Source organism: Xanthobacter wiegelii (assembly GCF_043193855.2).
GTDB lineage: Bacteria > Pseudomonadota > Alphaproteobacteria > Rhizobiales > Xanthobacteraceae > Xanthobacter > Xanthobacter flavus_A.
Window position 1 is genome coordinate 270,204 of record NZ_CM195529.1, and the last position, 16,361, is coordinate 286,564.

12 protein-coding genes are annotated in these 16,361 nt (G+C 68.1%); 9 read left to right on the top strand and 3 right to left on the bottom strand.

The genetic code is table 11. The annotated features are described in order from the left end of the window. Window positions 1-394: 394 nt before the first annotated feature. On the bottom strand, window positions 395-982 hold the full coding sequence (locus tag V5F63_RS01245) for a CarD family transcriptional regulator (protein WP_209487358.1): 588 nt from the start codon (window positions 980-982) through the stop codon (window positions 395-397). Between the two features lie 575 nt (window positions 983-1,557). Between V5F63_RS01245 and ahcY the strand changes: the two genes are divergently transcribed. The 5 genes from ahcY (at window position 1,558) to V5F63_RS01270 (ending at window position 8,900) form a co-directional block, all read left to right on the top strand. Further along, window positions 1,558-2,955, top strand: a complete 1,398-nt coding sequence (ahcY, locus tag V5F63_RS01250; RefSeq protein WP_209487359.1) for an adenosylhomocysteinase — start codon at window positions 1,558-1,560, stop codon at window positions 2,953-2,955. Between the two features lie 471 nt (window positions 2,956-3,426). Continuing rightward, window positions 3,427-5,313, top strand: coding sequence for a potassium transporter Kup (locus V5F63_RS01255; protein ID WP_209487360.1), 1,887 nt, complete (start codon window positions 3,427-3,429; stop codon window positions 5,311-5,313). Window positions 5,314-5,497: 184 nt separating this feature from the next. Then, on the top strand, window positions 5,498-6,541 hold the full coding sequence (locus tag V5F63_RS01260) for a lysylphosphatidylglycerol synthase domain-containing protein (RefSeq protein WP_394101335.1): 1,044 nt from the start codon (window positions 5,498-5,500) through the stop codon (window positions 6,539-6,541). 128 nt (window positions 6,542-6,669) lie between these two features. After that, window positions 6,670-7,887 carry an acyl-CoA dehydrogenase family protein gene (locus tag V5F63_RS01265; RefSeq protein WP_394101336.1) on the top strand — a complete coding sequence of 406 codons (1,218 nt, stop codon included), beginning with the start codon at window positions 6,670-6,672 and terminating at the stop codon, window positions 7,885-7,887. Further along, complete coding sequence (locus tag V5F63_RS01270) at window positions 7,884-8,900, top strand: phosphotransferase family protein (protein WP_394028333.1); 1,017 nt, start codon at window positions 7,884-7,886, stop codon at window positions 8,898-8,900. The genes V5F63_RS01265 and V5F63_RS01270 overlap by 4 nt, the downstream gene beginning before the upstream one ends. A 3-nt stretch (window positions 8,901-8,903) precedes the next feature. Here V5F63_RS01270 and V5F63_RS01275 read toward each other — a convergent pair whose 3' ends face one another. After that, on the bottom strand, window positions 8,904-9,617 hold the full coding sequence (locus V5F63_RS01275) for a TetR/AcrR family transcriptional regulator (protein ID WP_394101337.1): 714 nt from the start codon (window positions 9,615-9,617) through the stop codon (window positions 8,904-8,906). 160 nt (window positions 9,618-9,777) lie between these two features. Between V5F63_RS01275 and V5F63_RS01280 the strand changes: the two genes are divergently transcribed. The 4 genes from V5F63_RS01280 (at window position 9,778) to V5F63_RS01295 (ending at window position 15,052) form a co-directional block, all read left to right on the top strand. Then, window positions 9,778-11,574: a glucan ABC transporter ATP-binding protein/ permease gene (locus V5F63_RS01280; protein WP_394101338.1), complete on the top strand. Its 1,797-nt coding sequence runs from the start codon at window positions 9,778-9,780 to the stop codon at window positions 11,572-11,574. A 222-nt stretch (window positions 11,575-11,796) separates the two neighbouring features. After that, on the top strand, window positions 11,797-13,161 hold the full coding sequence (locus V5F63_RS01285) for a D-alanyl-D-alanine carboxypeptidase family protein (RefSeq protein ID WP_394101339.1): 1,365 nt from the start codon (window positions 11,797-11,799) through the stop codon (window positions 13,159-13,161). Window positions 13,162-13,328: 167 nt separating this feature from the next. Continuing rightward, the gene (locus tag V5F63_RS01290; protein ID WP_394101340.1) at window positions 13,329-14,498 is read left to right on the top strand and encodes a CobW family GTP-binding protein; all 1,170 of its coding nucleotides are present in this window, start codon (window positions 13,329-13,331) and stop codon (window positions 14,496-14,498) included. Then, window positions 14,495-15,052, top strand: coding sequence for a DUF924 family protein (locus V5F63_RS01295; protein ID WP_394101341.1), 558 nt, complete (start codon window positions 14,495-14,497; stop codon window positions 15,050-15,052). The genes V5F63_RS01290 and V5F63_RS01295 overlap by 4 nt, the downstream gene beginning before the upstream one ends. Here V5F63_RS01295 and V5F63_RS01300 read toward each other — a convergent pair. Further along, a complete protein-coding gene (locus V5F63_RS01300; protein WP_394101342.1) occupies window positions 15,042-16,265 on the bottom strand; it encodes a TIGR03862 family flavoprotein in 1,224 nt (407 codons plus the stop codon). The genes V5F63_RS01295 and V5F63_RS01300 overlap by 11 nt on opposite strands. Window positions 16,266-16,361 lie beyond the last annotated feature (96 nt).

The following is a 16,361-nucleotide window of genomic DNA, read 5'->3' on the forward strand; positions in this document are numbered from 1 at the left end:
TGCTAGGTCTTGACGTCAACTTGACCTCCTTGCTCGGTGCCACGCACGCAGCCCGGCCTTCGCGCCCGCAGGTGCTGGCGCGCCGGACCCCGGCGGGGCTTTCTTGATCTTGCTTGGGATGTTGCCGATCGCGGGCTTTGGGGAGCGGACTTTGGGGGAGCATGAGACGTCTCCATGCCGGCGCCCCCGCCTGCTCAGCACTGTCATCATAGCGTGCCGGGAGGCGGCGTACACCCCGCCCAGGCTGCCGCGCGAAAACTTGATCTGGACAGGCGCCGGGGTGGGCGTCCGCACAAAAAAGCCGGCCGAAGCCGGGTGCGTCATCTTAGAAAAAAGAACCCGGCCGAAGCCGGGTTCCTGTCGCTCGCCGTGTAAAACTGGCAGTCGTGGACGCTCAGGCGGCCTCTTCGGCTTCCATGTCCTGGTCGAGGTCGGCCTCGTCCGCCACCTTGGCGGCGCCGCGGCGCGGACCCTTGAGGAGGTTCTGCTCGATGAGCTTTACCGACTCGGTCTCGGTGATGTTCTGCACCGCCGAAAGCTCGCGGGCCATGCGATCGAGGGCGGCCTCGTAGAGCTGGCGCTCGGAATAGGACTGCTCGGGCTGGGCCTCGGACCGGTAAAGGTCGCGCACCACTTCGGAGATGGCGACGAGGTCGCCGGAATTGATCTTGGCTTCGTATTCCTGCGCGCGGCGGCTCCACATGGTGCGCTTGACGCGGGCGCGACCCTGCAGGGTCTCGAGCGACTTCTCGACGATGTTGGTCTCGGAGAGCTTGCGCATGCCGACGCTGGCGATCTTGGCGAGGGGCACCCGCAGCGTCATCTTGTCCTTTTCAAACGAGATCACGAAGAGTTCGAGCTTGAAACCGGCGACTTCCTGTTCCTCGATGGCCATGATCCGGCCAACACCATGGGACGGGTAAACAATGTGCTCGCCCGTCTTGAAGCCGAGACGGGCCTGCGCGTTCTTCTTTGCCGACATGCTCTTGACACTCCTGATCCGGCCCGCGAAAAACGGGGCCGAACCTGTTGGTGCGCCGGCCGGCCGGTCCGGTCCCGGTACGGCGCGCACCTTCAGCTGCGGATATGGGTTGCGGCCGGAACGCCCGCTACCCCGCTCTGCCAGACGATGCAAAGACAGCCATGTCGCCGCGCCGCATGAAGACGGCCGGCACAATATTCTCGCCCCTTTGTTCCCGAGAATGCGCCCTAGAACATGCGCGAACACATTGCGGGCGCGATGTGGCTGGTAGTGGAAGCAATCGACTGTAAAGTCACGTATATCACAATTTTTGTCGGAATCAAAGCGCGCATGTCGCCAACCTTACCTACGCGGGCGAGGGGCGGGGACTTGCGCGACGACTGGTCCTTCACTGCGTGCTGACTTGCGGCGCACGAGGGAGCATTCCGCAGCGTCGCGCCGTCGTCCGGGTCGACTCCCTCATATAAGCATTTCTTTATATCCTTATTGCCCCCATTCCCGTGCCATGCTAAATGGCGCGCCATGACCGGCGGCTTCACGCCCGCCGCCCGAGACGATCTCAAGCGGAGCGATCCATGAGCAACGATTATGTGGTGAAGGACATCAACCTCGCGGACTGGGGCCGCAAGGAACTGGACATCGCCGAAATCGAAATGCCCGGCCTCATGGCCACCCGCGCCGAATACGGCCCGAGCCAGCCGCTCAAGGGCGCGCGCATCGCCGGCTCGCTGCACATGACGATCCAGACCGGCGTGCTCATCGAGACGCTGAAGGCGCTCGGTGCCGACGTGCGCTGGGCCTCGTGCAACATCTACTCGACCCAGGACCACGCCGCGGCCGCCATCGCCGCCGCCGGCACCCCCGTCTTCGCCGTCAAGGGCGAGACGCTGGAGGAATACTGGGAGTACACCCACCGCATCTTCGAGTGGGCCGACGGCGGCGCCCCGAACATGATCCTGGACGACGGCGGCGACGCCACCCTGCTCGTCCACCTCGGCAAGCGCGCGGAAGAGGGCGACACCGCCTTCCTCGAAGGTGCCACCAACGAGGAGGAGGAAGTCCTCTTCGCCGCCATCAAGCGCCGCCTGAAGCACAAGCCCGGCTGGTATTCCATGCTCGCCAAGTCCATCCAGGGCGTGACGGAAGAGACCACCACGGGCGTGCATCGCCTGTATGAGATGCAGAAGAAGGGCACGCTCCTGTGGCCCGCCATCAACGTCAACGACAGCGTCACCAAGTCGAAGTTCGACAATCTCTACGGCTGCCGTGAATCGCTGGTGGACGGCATCCGCCGCGGTACCGACGTGATGATGGCCGGCAAGGTGGCCATGGTCGCGGGCTTCGGCGACGTGGGCAAGGGCTCGGCCGCCTCGCTGCGCAACGCCGGCTGCCGCGTGATGGTCTCCGAGATCGATCCCATCTGCGCCCTCCAGGCGGCGATGGAAGGCTATGAGGTCACCACGATGGAGGACGCGGCCCCCCGCGCCGACATCTTCGTGACCGCCACCGGCAATCTCGACGTGATCACCGTGGAGCACATGCGCGCCATGAAGGATCGCGCCATCGTGTGCAACATCGGCCACTTCGACAGCGAGATTCAGGTCGCCGGCCTGAAGAACTTCAAGTGGCACAATGTGAAGCCGCAGGTGGACGAGGTCGAGTTCGCGGACGGCAAGCGCATCATCCTGCTTTCCGAGGGGCGCCTCGTGAACCTCGGCAACGCCACCGGCCATCCCAGCTTCGTGATGTCGGCCTCCTTCACCAACCAGACGCTGGCGCAGATCGAGCTGTTCACCAAGCCCGGCCAGTACGAGAAGAAGGTCTACACCCTGCCGAAGTCCCTCGACGAGAAGGTGGCGGCGCTGCATCTCGACAAGATCGGCGTGAAGCTCACCAAGCTCTCGGACGTGCAGTCGGCCTATATCGGCGTGGCGCAGCAGGGCCCCTTCAAGCCCGAGCATTACCGCTACTGATCGCCGCGTCCCGCGTCGGTCCCCGGTTCTCGCGAACGCCGGCCCTCGGGCCGGCGTTCTGCGTTGGAGGCCGGGTGGTCACGCCGCGTGCGGCACCGCATTGTGTTCACCTGCGAACGGAGATAGGTGTTGGGGGCCCGCGACGCGCGGGAAGCGGTTCCACGGTCGCCATGCGGCGTGTCGTCGGGACGTTCGATCCGGGGCATGCCGCGTTCCGGAGCGAAGGCTTCCTGCAAGGACCGGGGCGGGTTCAGGCCTCAGGATGCTCGAGGCGGAGATCTGCAGCGGGGCGTGTTGAGGGGACTAGTTGCGGGGGCTTGGCCTTGAACGGTTACGTGCGACTCTCGCGAGACTCCTTTCTGCGCGATGCATCTCTTTGCGATGCCCATCCTACCGCTGGCCGGTGCTCCGGCTGCGTTTCGCCGCGCGCACCCCTGACGCTCGCGCCCGGCTGAGAGGCAGCCGCCCTCCATGTCCACCAGCTTTTCCCGCGATCGTTCGCGCACCCTGCCGTTCGCTGCGGAGATCGGCGCCCTCGGCGTCGTCTTCGGCGATATCGGCACGAGCCCGCTCTACGCCCTCAAGCAGGGCGTCCTGGCCGTGGGCGGAACCAATTTCATCGGCGCCGACGTGCTCGGCCTGCTGTCCCTCATCACCTGGAGCATCATCCTCTCGGTGACGGTGAAGTACGTCTTCCTCGTGCTCCGGGCCGACAACGACGGCGAAGGCGGCATCCTCGCGCTCGTCACGCTGCTCGATCTCCACCGCAGCGCCATTGGGCTGAGGTGGTACCTGCTTGCGGCGGGCCTGCTCGGTGCCGCCATGCTCATCGGCGACGGCGTGCTCACACCGGCCATCTCCGTGCTCTCGGCCATCGAAGGCCTGCAGGTCATCTCGCCGGAGCTGGAGCATTGGGTGGTGGCGCTCACCTGCCTGGTCTTGCTCGCCATCTTTTTCTCCCAGCGGCTCGGCACCGAGCGCATCGCCTCCTTCTTCGGTCCCGTGATGCTGCTGTGGTTCGGATCGCTGGCGGCGCTCGGCGTCTACGGCATCGTCCAGGCGCCGCAAGTGATCGCCGGCCTCGATCCGCGCCACGGCATCATGCTGATGGTCGAGCATCCCGGGCTCGCCGGCGTCATCCTTGGCGCCTGCTTCCTGGCGGTGACGGGCGGCGAGGCGCTCTATGCGGACCTCGGCCATTTCGGCCGGCCGGTCATCGCGCGGGCCTGGCTGTTCGTGGCCATGCCGGCGCTGCTACTCAATTATTTCGGGCAGGGCGCGATCCTGCTGGTGGACCCGAGCGCGGTCCGCAATCCCTTCTACGACCTCTGCCCCGACATGTTCGACGTGCCGCTCTTGTTCCTCGCGACGGCGGCCACGGTGATCGCGTCCCAGTCGATCATCACCGGCGTGTTCTCGCTGGCGAAGCAGGCCATCGAGCTGGGCTACCTGCCGCCCATGCGTATCCGCTACACCTCCGAGCACAACGAGCAGCACATCTATGTGGGCCGGCTGAACTGGCTGCTGATGATCGCCTGCATCGCGGTGGTGCTGGGCTTCGAGGCCTCCGAGCGGCTGGCCTCGGCCTACGGCATCGCGGTGGCGTTCGCGATGGTGACGACCTCCATCCTGTTCATCGCCCAGGTCAAGCGGGCGTGGGGCTGGCCCTCCTTCGCGGTGTGGGCCATGGCGGCCGGCCTGTTGACGGTGGACCTCGCCTTCGCCTCGGCCAACATGACGAAGATCCACGACGGTGGCTGGCTGCCGCTCTCCATCGCGGCCGTCATCATCTTCGTGATGGTCAGCTGGCGGCGCGGCCTGGAAGCTGTGGTGGCCCAGCAGGTGCGCTTCACCGAACCTCTCGACAATTTCGTCGCCCGCAAGGACCGGGTGAACGATGTCGAGGCGCCGCGCACTGCCATCTTTCTGTCTCGTGCGGGTGCGATGACGCCCGTGGCCCTTTCCCGAATGGCGGACCTGCTCAAGGTCCGGTTCGAGAAGGCGGTCATCGTCTCGGTCTGGATCGCCGCCCGTCCGCGGGTGTCGGTGGAGGACAGGGTCAAGGTGACCACCCTCAACGAGGGGTTCGTGCGGGTCGATCTGCGGTTCGGCTACATGCAGCAGATCGACGTGCCGTCGGTGCTGGGTCCGGCGCTGAGCGCGCGGGGCATCGATCCGGACGCGGCGATCTATGTGATCGGCCACGAGCGGATCATCCCGCCCGATGAGGTCATCAAGCTGAGGGACGTGGTCGCCCACGTCTTCGCGTTCCTCGCGCGCAATGCCGAGCGCTCGGTCGACCGTTTCGGCCTGCCGCGCGCCCGGACGGTGGAGATCGGCTATCCGGTGAAGCTCTGAGCGTCCGCTCCGGCACCGGCGGCTCGTCCGATCCCAGCCTCAGGCAGGGCTTATAGTGTTTCACGAACCGAAAGACGGCCTGACCGCGATCGACGCGCCTCAAAAAAAGGCTCCCCATAGGGCAGGGGACCAAACTACAACAGGGGCGTCCGACGTCGTCGCGGGCGGGGGGAACGGTGACGATATGGCTGCGCGCACTCTGGCGGTGAGAGTATCGACGTTCTTCAAGGAGCGCGTGGGCCTGCATGGCCTTGGCTTCATCCTGAGCCTGATCGTGATCGCCTTCGCGGCGGTCGTGCTCTACCGGATGTTGCACAACCTCAAATGGTCGGATGTGCTGGATGCCCTGCGCGAGAAGAACCCGCGCGACGTGGCCATCGCCTTCTTCCTGGTGGCCGGCGCCTATCTGACGCTCACCTTCTATGACTGGTTCGCTTTGCGCACCATCGGCAAGGGCCATGTGCCCTATCGCACGGCGGCGCTGGCCGGCTTCTGCTCCTATTCGGTGGGCCACAACGTGGGCTTCACCGTCTTCACCGGCGGCTCGGTGCGCTACCGCATCTATTCCGCCTGGGGCCTCGGCGCCATCGACGTGGCGAAGATCTGCTTCGTGGCCGGCCTCACCTTCTGGCTCGGCAACATCGCCGTGCTCGGCCTCGGCATCACGCTGCACCCCGAGGCGGCCACCGCCGTGGACCAGCTGCCGCCCTTCGTGAACCGGCTCATCGGCGTCGGCGCCTTGTGCGCGCTGGTGGCCTACATCACCTGGGTGTCGCTGGCGCCACGCACCATCGGCCGCTCGAGCTGGTTCGTCACGCTGCCGCGCGGCCCCACCACGCTGCTGCAGGTGGGCATCGGCATCCTCGACCTCAGCCTGTGCGCGGCCGCCATGTACATGCTGATGCCGGCCTCGCCCTATATCGACCCCATCAGCCTGTCGGTCATCTTCGTCACCGCCACCCTGCTCGGCTTCGCGAGCCACGCGCCGGGCGGTCTCGGGGTGTTCGACGCGGCGCTGCTGGTGGCCCTGCCGCAGTTCGACAAGGCGGAACTGCTCGGCGCGCTGCTGGTGTTCCGGCTGTTCTATTACATCGTGCCGTTCGCCTTCGCCCTGACCCTGCTCGGCGCGCGCGAACTTAGCCTGCGCCTGGCCGGCAAGGAGCAGGCCGCCGCCGCGGAGGCCGAGGCGGAAGCAAGGGCTGCCGCGTCCAAGACGCCGGCGGAGTAGGCAAGTTCAACGTCCGATTTGCCGGTGTTAACCGGCGGCATGGCCGCCGGAGCCGTTGCCAACGCCGTGCATCCGATATAAAAAGCGAGCGCTCGCTCGTTTTTCTGATCGCACCTGAGGGCGCATCCATGGACTTCACCATCTCGCCGGCCCTGGAAGACCTCCGTAGCCGCATCGCCGGCTTTGTCTCGCAGGAGATCATCCCGCTTGAGAGCGACCCGTCGGCCTATGACGCGCACGAGAACATCGCCGCCGCGCCACTGGAGCGCCTGCGTGCCAAGGCGCGGGCGGAAGGGCTCTGGTGCCTCCAGCTGAAGCCGGAGAATGGCGGCCTCGGTGTCGGCCGCATGGGCATGGCCGTGTGCTACACTGAGATGAACCGCTCCATCTTCGGCCCGGTGGTGTTCAATTCCGCCGCCCCCGACGACGGCAACATGATGGTGCTGGAGCAGGTCGGCACCGCCGACCAGAAGGCCCGCTGGCTCGCCCCCATCGCCCGCGGCGAGGTGCGCTCCGCCTTCGTCATGACCGAGCCCCATCCCGGCGGCGGCTCCGACCCGTCCATGATGCTCACCCGGGCGGAGAAGCAGCCGGACGGCTCCTACCGCATCTACGGCCGCAAATGGTTCATCACCGGCGCGGAGGAGGCGGCGCATTTCATCATCGTCGCCCGCACCTCGGACGATGCGCGCAAGGGCCTGACCGCCTTCGCCTTCCATCGCGACGCGCCGGGCTGGCGCATCGTGCGGCGCATTCCCATCATGGGGCCCGAAGAGCATGGCGGGCATTGCGAGCTGGAGTTCGACGGCCTCACCATCCCGCCCGAGGACGTGCTGATGAAGGAGGGCGATGGCCTCAAGGTCACCCAGATTCGCCTCGGCCCGGCGCGGCTCACCCACTGCATGCGCTGGCTCGGCCTCGCCATGCGCTCGGTGGCCATCGCCCGCGATTATGCGGCGGTGCGCGAGGGCTTCGGCATCCGGCTCGCCGATCGCGAAAGCGTGCAGACCATGCTTGGACGCATTGCCATGGAGATCGAGATCGGTCGCCTGCTGGTCATGAAGGCGGCCTTCGAGCTGGACCGCGGCGGGCTCGCCCGCAAGGAAATCTCCATGGCCAAGATCAAGGCCGCCAACACCCTGCATCTCGCCGCCGACACCGCCATCCAGATCAACGGCGCGCGCGGCTATTCCAAGGACACGGTGCTGGAGTGGATCTACCGCTACGCCCGGCAGGCCCGCATCGTGGACGGGGCGGATGCGGTGCACGAGATGGTGCTCAACCGCTTCCTGGACAAGGAAGGCGATGATTTCTGGAACTGGCCGGTGGCGGGAGAAACCGCGTGAGCGCGCCTGCCTCCTCCCCCGGCTTCGATTCCGCCGCGCTGGATGCGTGGCTCAAGGCCCGCGTGCCCGGCCTCTCCGGCGCGCCGCGCTTCGAGGCCATTTCGGGCGGGCAATCCAACCCCACCTTCTTCGTCACCTATGACGATCGCGCCCTCGTGCTGCGCAAGCAGCCACCGGGCGAGCTTCTGCCGTCCGCCCATGCGGTGGATCGCGAATACCGCATCATGCACGCTCTGGCCGGAACCGGCGTGCCGGTGCCGCCCGTGCTCGCTTTGTGCGAGGACAGGTCCGTCATCGGCACCCTCTTCTACGTGATGGAGAAGGTGGACGGCCGCGTCTTTCACGACTGCACCCTGCCGGGCGTGTCGCCGCAGGAGCGTCGGGCCATGTACGCGGCCATGGCGCAGACGCTGGCAGCGTTGCACAATGTGGACCCTGCTGCCGTGGGGCTGTCCGACTTCGGCCGCCCCGGCAATTATTTCAGCCGCCAGATCGCCCGCTGGACCCGCCAGTGGGACCTCTCCAAGACCCGCGAGGACGCCAACATCGACCGCCTCGTGGCCTGGCTGCCGGAGCATGTGCCGGCGGACGAGACCAGTCGCATCGCCCATGGCGACTACCGCATCGGCAACCTCATGTTCCATCCCACCCGGCCCGAGGTCGTGGCGGTGCTGGACTGGGAATTGTCGACGCTCGGCCATCCCCTCGCGGACCTCGCCCATTGCGCCATGGCCTGGGTGTCGCGGCCGGAGGAATATGGCGGCATCGACGGGCTCGACCTCGATGCGCTGGGCATTCCCGCCCGTGCCGATTTCGTCGAGGCCTATCAGGCCGCCGCGACCCACGGGGCGCAGCTGACCGCCTTCCACATGGCGTTCGCCTTATTCCGTTGGGCGGTGATCTTCGAAGGCATCGCAGCGCGGGCCAGGGCCGGCAATGCGGCGGCCGAGGGCGCGGCAGATACCGGCCGCCTCGCCGAAGCCTTCGCCGCGCGGGCGGCGGCCTTCACCTGAGCGTCAGGCCAGCGCCTTCAGCACGAAGGCGTTGACCTTTTCCGCATAGGCCGGAGCCTCGATGCCGCGCTCACGGTATTTGCTGCGCTTCACATACCAGTCCTGCAGCAGCGGCTTGATGAGCGTCGCCGCAAACAGCGGATCGCCCGCGGCGAACGTGCCCTGTCCCATGCCTTCCGCGATGGCGTCGGCGAGGATGCGCTCGGTGGTGCGCTCGCTCTCCACCGCGCGCTTGCGGGCTTCGGGCGGGAAGGCCTTCGCCTCCATGTAGGCGAAGACGAACCAGGGGTGCATGGCCTCGGTCAGGAGGATGTGCCGCTCGACGAGCCAGGCGAGGTGCCGGGCCGGGTCCGCGCGCACCGCCTGCGGCGCTCCGGCGAGGGCGCCTTCCGCCGCCTCTGCCACCTCCTCCAGAATCATGAGGAGCAGCGTGTCCTTGCTGTCGAGGTAGGAATAGAGCCCGCCCATGCTGAGGCCGGATTCCTCCGCCAGTTGGCGCAGCGTCATGGCGTGGAAGCCGTGGCGGTTGGCGAGCGTCAGCGCCGCGCCGAGGATGCGGGCGAGATTGGCTACCGCAAGATGCGGCTTGCGCACCTTGATGGTGTCGCGATGGCGGGCAAGGATGCGCGCGGCGCTGGCCTCGAGGGAATGATCCGGCGCCGGGGATGCCAATGGGGATGCCGCGATCCGCGCGTCCGTCGCCTGTTCCTCGCCCAATCGAGACCCCCGCCAAAGCTGTCCGCAGACTGCGGGCGGCCCGCCGAATGTCAAGCGAGGCGCTGCCTGCCCGGGCGCGGCACGGGTGCATTTGTCCCATCCCCTTGCAACATGGCCCCGCCTTCGCTTTTGTGGCGCAAAGGGACCGGAGCCCGTCCGCATGAGCCTTCTGCGCGTCTATGCCCGCACCATCAGCCTCCTCGGACCGGAGGCCCGGCTGGGGGCGCTGCTGGCTGGCTCGAACCTCGCCCTGGCGGTGTCCCAGTTCGCCGAGCCCATCCTGTTCGGCCGCATCATCGATGCGCTGGCCACCGCCCAGGCCGCCCAGCGGTTGCCGCACACCGACGACCTCGTGCCGCTGCTCGCGGCCTGGGTGTGCTTCGGCCTGTTCAACATCGGCGCCGGGGTGCTGATCTCGCTCCACGCCGACCGCCTCTCCCACCGGCGCCGGCTGGGCGTGCTGACGCAATATTTCGAGCATGTGCTGCAACTGCCGCTGAGCTTCCACGGGGAAACCCATTCCGGCCGCCTGCTGAAGGTGATGCTGGAAGGCGTCGACGCCCTGTGGGGGCTCTGGCTGTCCTTCTTCCGGGAGGATTGCGCGGCGATCCTCTCCCTCATCATCCTCGTTCCGGTGGGCATCTACCTCAACTGGCGGCTGGGGCTGGTGCTGATCGTGCTGATGGCGGTGTTCGGCGCCGTTACCGCTTATGTCATCCGCCGCACCGAGGCCATGCAGCGGCAGGTGGAGGAATACAATTCCGACCTCGCCGAGCAGACCTCCGACGCGCTGGGCAACGTGGCGGTGATCCAGAGCTACACCCGCACCGAGGCCGAGGTCTCGGGCCTCCGCGACACGGTGAACCGGGTGCTGGCGGTGCAGATTCCGGTGCTGTCGTGGTGGGCCATGGTGTCCATGGCCACCAAGGCGGCGACCACCCTCACCATCCTCGCCATCCTGCTCATCGGCACGTGGCTCTACATGCAGGGCCTCGCCAACATCGGCGACATCGTCACCTATGTCGCCTTCGCCAACATGCTCATCGGCCGCCTCGACCACACCGTGTCCTTCTTCAACCGGCTGATGATGTCGGCGCCGCAGCTCGCCCAGTTCTTCGATGTGCTGGACACGGTGGGCGCGGTGCGCGACCGGCCGGGGGCCAAGCCGCTGCCGCCGGTGAAGGGCGACGTGACATTCGACGACGTGTCCTTCTCCTATGACGGCAAGCGCACGGCGGTGGCGGACGTGTCGTTCCACGCCGAGCCCGGCCAGACCTTCGCTTTCGTCGGCACGACCGGCGCGGGCAAGTCCACCGCCCTCGCCTTGCTGCACCGGGTGTTCGACCCCCAATCGGGCGCCATCCGCATCGACGGCGAGGACATCCGGGACGTCACGCTCTCCTCCCTGCGCCACGCCATCGGCGTGGTGTTCCAGGAGCCGCTGCTGTTCAACCGCTCCATCGCCGACAACCTCAGGGTGGGCAAGCCCGACGCCACCGAGGCGGAGATGCGCGAGGCGCTGGCCCGCGCGCAGGCGCTGGAGCTGGTGGAGCGCAACCCGCTCGGCCTCCAGGCGGTGGTGGGTGAGCGCGGCCGCGCGCTTTCCGGCGGCGAGCGCCAGCGCCTGTCCATCGCCCGCGCGCTGCTCAAGAACCCGCCCATCCTGATCCTCGACGAGGCGACCAGCGCGCTGGACGCGGCCACCGAAGTGAAGGTGCAGGCGGCGCTGGACGAGGTGATGAAGGGCCGCACCACCTTCGTCATCGCCCACCGCCTCGCCACCGTGCGCAATGCCGACCGCATCCTGGTGTTCGAGCATGGGCAGGTGGTGGAGGCCGGCACGTTCGAGGAGCTGGTGCGCCTTGGTGGACGCTTCGCGGCGCTCGCCCGCGCACAGTTCATGGCAGGCGCGGAAGAGACCGAGCGGCCGGCGTCGGCGGCGATCGCCGAAACCTGAACGGGTGCGGCGGCTCGGGGTTGCGTACCGTCAAGGACAAGCTGAAGTCTTCGTCGTAAAGGTTTCGCGCATTAAAGGAGTAGGGCAGAATTGTGGCAGACTAGGCGAGGCTTCGACCTGTGCCGCATCGGCCGTGCGCCCCATTGCGCCTTTTCCGCGCAAGCGAAACCGGTTATGGAAGGGCAGTTCCTGCGCGCGATTTCTCAACAGGGAGCGGATCGGTTGGCGCCCACGACATCACGTTTCGCCCTCCGAGCCTCGTTTATCGGCTGCCTGCTGGCCGTTTTCGGGCTCGCGCTCGCCGCCGCCGCGCCGGCCCGTGCCAATCCGATCCTGCTGGTTGAGGCCGATACCGGCCGGGTGATCGAGCAGAAGGAGGCCGGGCGCCCCTGGCATCCCGCTTCCGTCACCAAGCTGATGACGGTCTATGTGGCGCTCAACGCCGTGCGCAACGGCCGGCTGAAGTTCGATACGCCCATCCCCGTCTCGCCGGCGGCGGCGTCGCAGCAGCCGTCCAAGATGGGCTTCAAGGTGGGCACCGTCGTCACCCTCGACAACGCCCTGAAGATGGTTCTGGTGAAGTCGGCCAACGACATGGCCTGGCTGGTGGGCGAGGGGGTCGCCGGCTCCATGCCTGCCTTCGTCGCCGAGATGAATGCCACCGCCGCCCACCTCGGCATGACCGGCACCCATTTCGAGAACCCCAACGGCCTGCCGGACCCCGACCAGGTGACCACGGCCCGCGATCTCGCCATCCTGGCGCGCGCCATCATCTATCATTTCCCGGAGCAGGAGGCCCTGTTCCGCATCCCCGCCATCAAGATCGGCAAGGTGGTTCTGCGCAACTACAACCGCCTGATCGACCGCTATCCCGGCGCTGACGGCATGAAGACCGGCTTCGTCTGCGGCTCCGGCTACAATCTCGTCGCCACCGCGACGCGCGGCAACAAGCGCCTCATCGCCGTCATCCTCGGCGCCCGCTCCGGCACCGCCCGCACCGAGCAGGCTGCGCTGCTGTTCGAGAAGGGCTTCCAGTCGTCGTGGTCGGTGTTCGGCGCGGCCGCCCCGCTCCTGTCCGCCATCCCCAACAGCAGCGGGCCGATCTATGACATGCGGGCCGAGGTGTGCGGCGGCAAGCGCGCCGTGACCGCGTCCGAGGCGGACGACGAGCCCGATCCGCAGGCGAGCTCCAGCTTCTCCTTCGCGACGCCCGCGCTGCCCAAGTCCGGCGCCGAGCTGCTGCAGACCCTGCCGCCCTCCATGCCGCCCGTTCCGGTCTATGTGGGCACGCGCAACGCGGTGGAGGACTACGCCACCGCCTACGAGCCCGATCCGCCGAAGAAGCCCAAGGCGGCTGCCGGATCGAAGCCCGACAGCAAGTCCGCCGCCACCTCCGACAAGCCCAAGGCCAGCGGGGACAAGCCCAGCGGGGATGCGAAGAAGCCGGCCTCCGCCGAAAAGAAGCAGGTGCAGCCGCAGGGCGCCGTCGCTGCCGGAAGCACGGCCACGCCGAAGCCCAAGCCAAAGCCGGCCCCCGCGCCCGCCAAACCCGAGGCAACCGCACCGGCCCCCAAACCGGCGACGTAGATCGCCGGCTAACCCTGGCGTTTCGGAGACGCTGGTCGCCGGTTCCTCGCAGAACATCGGCGACATAAGGCGGCAGGTCTTCGCCTGCTGCCAACCGCACTCTTGACCCCGCAGATCGTCTCGTAGAGGCAGGGAGGCAATCCATCCCTCCTGCCGGGAAACGTCCCATGCCGGGCTCCTCCGACGCCTTCCCACAGCAAGGCGCTTCCGAACCAGAAGCCGCCACGCCGCGCCGCGGCCCGCCCGCGCCCATCGCCGTCACCGTGCTCACCGGCTTTCTCGGCGCCGGCAAGACCACCCTGCTCAACGCCCTCCTGGCCGATCCCGCGCTGGCCGACACCGCCGTCCTCATCAACGAGTTCGGCGAGGTGGGGCTAGACCATCTGTTCGTGCGGTCGGTGGAGGAGGGCATCGTGATGCTGTCCTCCGGCTGCCTGTGCTGCACCGTGCGGGGCGATCTCGTCGCCGCGCTGGAGGATCTGCTGCGCGGCCGCGACAACGATCGCCTGCCGCCCTTCTCCCGCGTCGTCATCGAAACCACCGGCCTTGCCGATCCGGCGCCGGTGATCCACACGCTGATGACCCATCCCTATCTCGGCCTGCGCTACCGGCTCGACGGCATCGTCTGCGTGGTCGACGCGGTGAACGGCGACGCTACCCTCGACGCCCATGCCGAGGCGGTGAAGCAGGCGGCGGTGGCCGACCGCATCGTCCTCACCAAGACCGATCTCGTCACGGACACCGAAGCCCTCGACGCGCTGAGGACGCGGCTCCATCGGCTCGCCCCGGGGGCGAAGATCGTCGATGCGGCGGCGGGGGAAGCGACGGCGGCCGCGTTGCTCGGCGCCGGCCTGTTCGATGCGCAGACGCGGATCCCGGATGTCGCCCGCTGGCTCGCCGCCGAGGACGTGGCGGCGGCGCAGGCCGAGGTCGATCCCTCGGGTCTCGACCCCAACCGGCACGACAGCCGCATCCGCGCCTTCACCCTTGCCACCGACGCCGCCATTCCGGCCGCGACGCTGGACCTGTTCCTCGAATTGCTGCGGGCGACCCATGGCGCCAGCCTGCTGCGCATGAAGGGCATCGTGAAGCTTGCCGAGGAACCGGAGACGCCCGTGGTGCTTCATGCCGTGCAGCATGTGATGCACCCGCCCGCCCGCCTTCCCGGCTGGCCCGACGACGACCACAGGAGCCGCCTCGTGATGATCGTGCGCGACCTCGACCCGCAGGTGATCGCCCGCCTGTTCAACGCCTTCCTTGGTATCCCGCAGGTGGACATGCCGGATCGTGCCGCGCTCACCGACAACCCGCTGGCGCCTCCGGGGATGGCCCGATGAGCGCCCGCGTCCCCACATCCGAAGCGGTGCTCTCCTTCTGGCAGGCCGCCGGCCGCGAGAAGTGGTTCGGCGGCGGCCCGGCCTTCGACGCCGAGGTCCGCGACGCCCTGCTGCCAGCCCATGAGGCGGCGGCGGCAAGCGCTCTCGACGGCTGGCAGGGCACTGCGCCCGGCGCGCTCGCCCGCATCATCCTGCTGGATCAGGTGCCGCGGAACGTTTTCCGGGGCACGCCGCAGGCCTTCGCCACGGATGCCATGGCGCTGGCGGCGGCTCAGAAGGCGCTGGATCGGGGGTTCGACAAGGACCCGTCCATTCCCGATGCGCTGCGCAGCTTCTTCTATCTGCCCTTCATGCATGCCGAGGACCGGGCGGCGCAGGCGAGATGCGTCGCGCTCTACCAAGGGCTGGGGCAGGAGGACGGGCTGCGTTATGCGCTCATCCACCAGGAGTGCATCGACCGGTTCGGCCGCTTCCCCCATCGCAATGTCATCCTCGGCCGCGCGACCACGCCGGAAGAGGCAGACTATCTCGCGAACGGCGGCTTCAGCGGCTGAGGCGCGCCAGTGTGCCGGCACCGGCGGCCCGGCCCGTGGCGATGACGGCCTGAAGGAGATACCCGCCCGTGGGCGCTTCCCAATCCAGCATCTCGCCGGCAACAAACACCGGCGGCAGATGGGGCGGCAGTCCGAGCAGCGAAAAGTCCGGGCCGATGCAATCCCAGGCGATGCCGCCGGCGGACGAGATGGCCCGCTCCAGCCCGGCATGCCCGATGACGGTCAGCGGCAGCGCCTTGATGAGGCGGGCCAGCATTGCCGGATCAGGCCGCGCGGGGCCGGTCGCCTCGCGGATGAGACCTACCGCCACCGGCGCGAGCCCCGCCGCCTTGCGCAGGAAGGTGGAGAGCGAGGCGCTGCCCGGCCCGCCGCCGAGCCGCTTCGCCAGCTCTGCGCCGTCGAGGTCGGGCCGTAGATCCACGTGCAGGATCACGGGGCCGTCCGCCAACGCCCGCCGGAGCGGCGCAGAGAGGGCGTAGACGGCCCCGCCTTCCAGCCCGGACGCGCTCACCATGGCCTCGCCCTTCACCGTCACGCCGTTGAAGGTGAGGGCGATGCGCTTCAGCGGCGTGCCGGCGAACTTCTGCCGGAAGACCTCGGACCATGGGACGAGAACGCCCATATTGGCCGGCACGAAATCCTTCACCGCCACGCCGAGGGTGCGCAGCGCCGGAACGAACCCGCCATCCGATCCCAGCCGCGGCCAGGAGGCGCCGCCGAGGGCGAGGATGACGGCATCCGCCTTCACCTCGGCCAGGCCGTCCGGCGTCTCGAACAGCAGGGCACCGGCGGCGTCGAAGCCCCGCCAGTCATGGCGGGGATGGAAGGTGACGCCGTTTGCCGCCAGCCGGCCCAGCCAGGCGCGCAGCAAAGGTGAGGCCTTGAAACTCTTGGGGAAGACGCGGCCGCTGGAGCCGACGAACGTCTCCTCGCCCAGCCCGGCCGCCCAGTCTCGCAGGGCCTGCGGCGGGAACGCGGCCAGCGCGGGGGCGAGGCGTTCCGCCGCCGTGCCGTAGCGGGCGAGGAAGGCGTCGGCCGGCTCGGAATGGGTGAGGTTGAGCCCGCCGCGCCCCGCCATCAGGAATTTCCGCGCGGCGGATGGCATGCGGTCGTAGAGCGCCACCCGCATCCCCGCCGCTGACAACACCTCCGCGGCCGCGAGCCCGGCGGGGCCGGCGCCGACGATGGCGATGTAGGGGGAAGGCTGGGTCACGATCTGGTCCAAGGTTTGGGGGCGACCGGGTGTAAGCACGGCCGGGCTCCGGACGCCAGCATTCTCGGCTCTGCGGCCTGCAAAGCCGTGGACGGC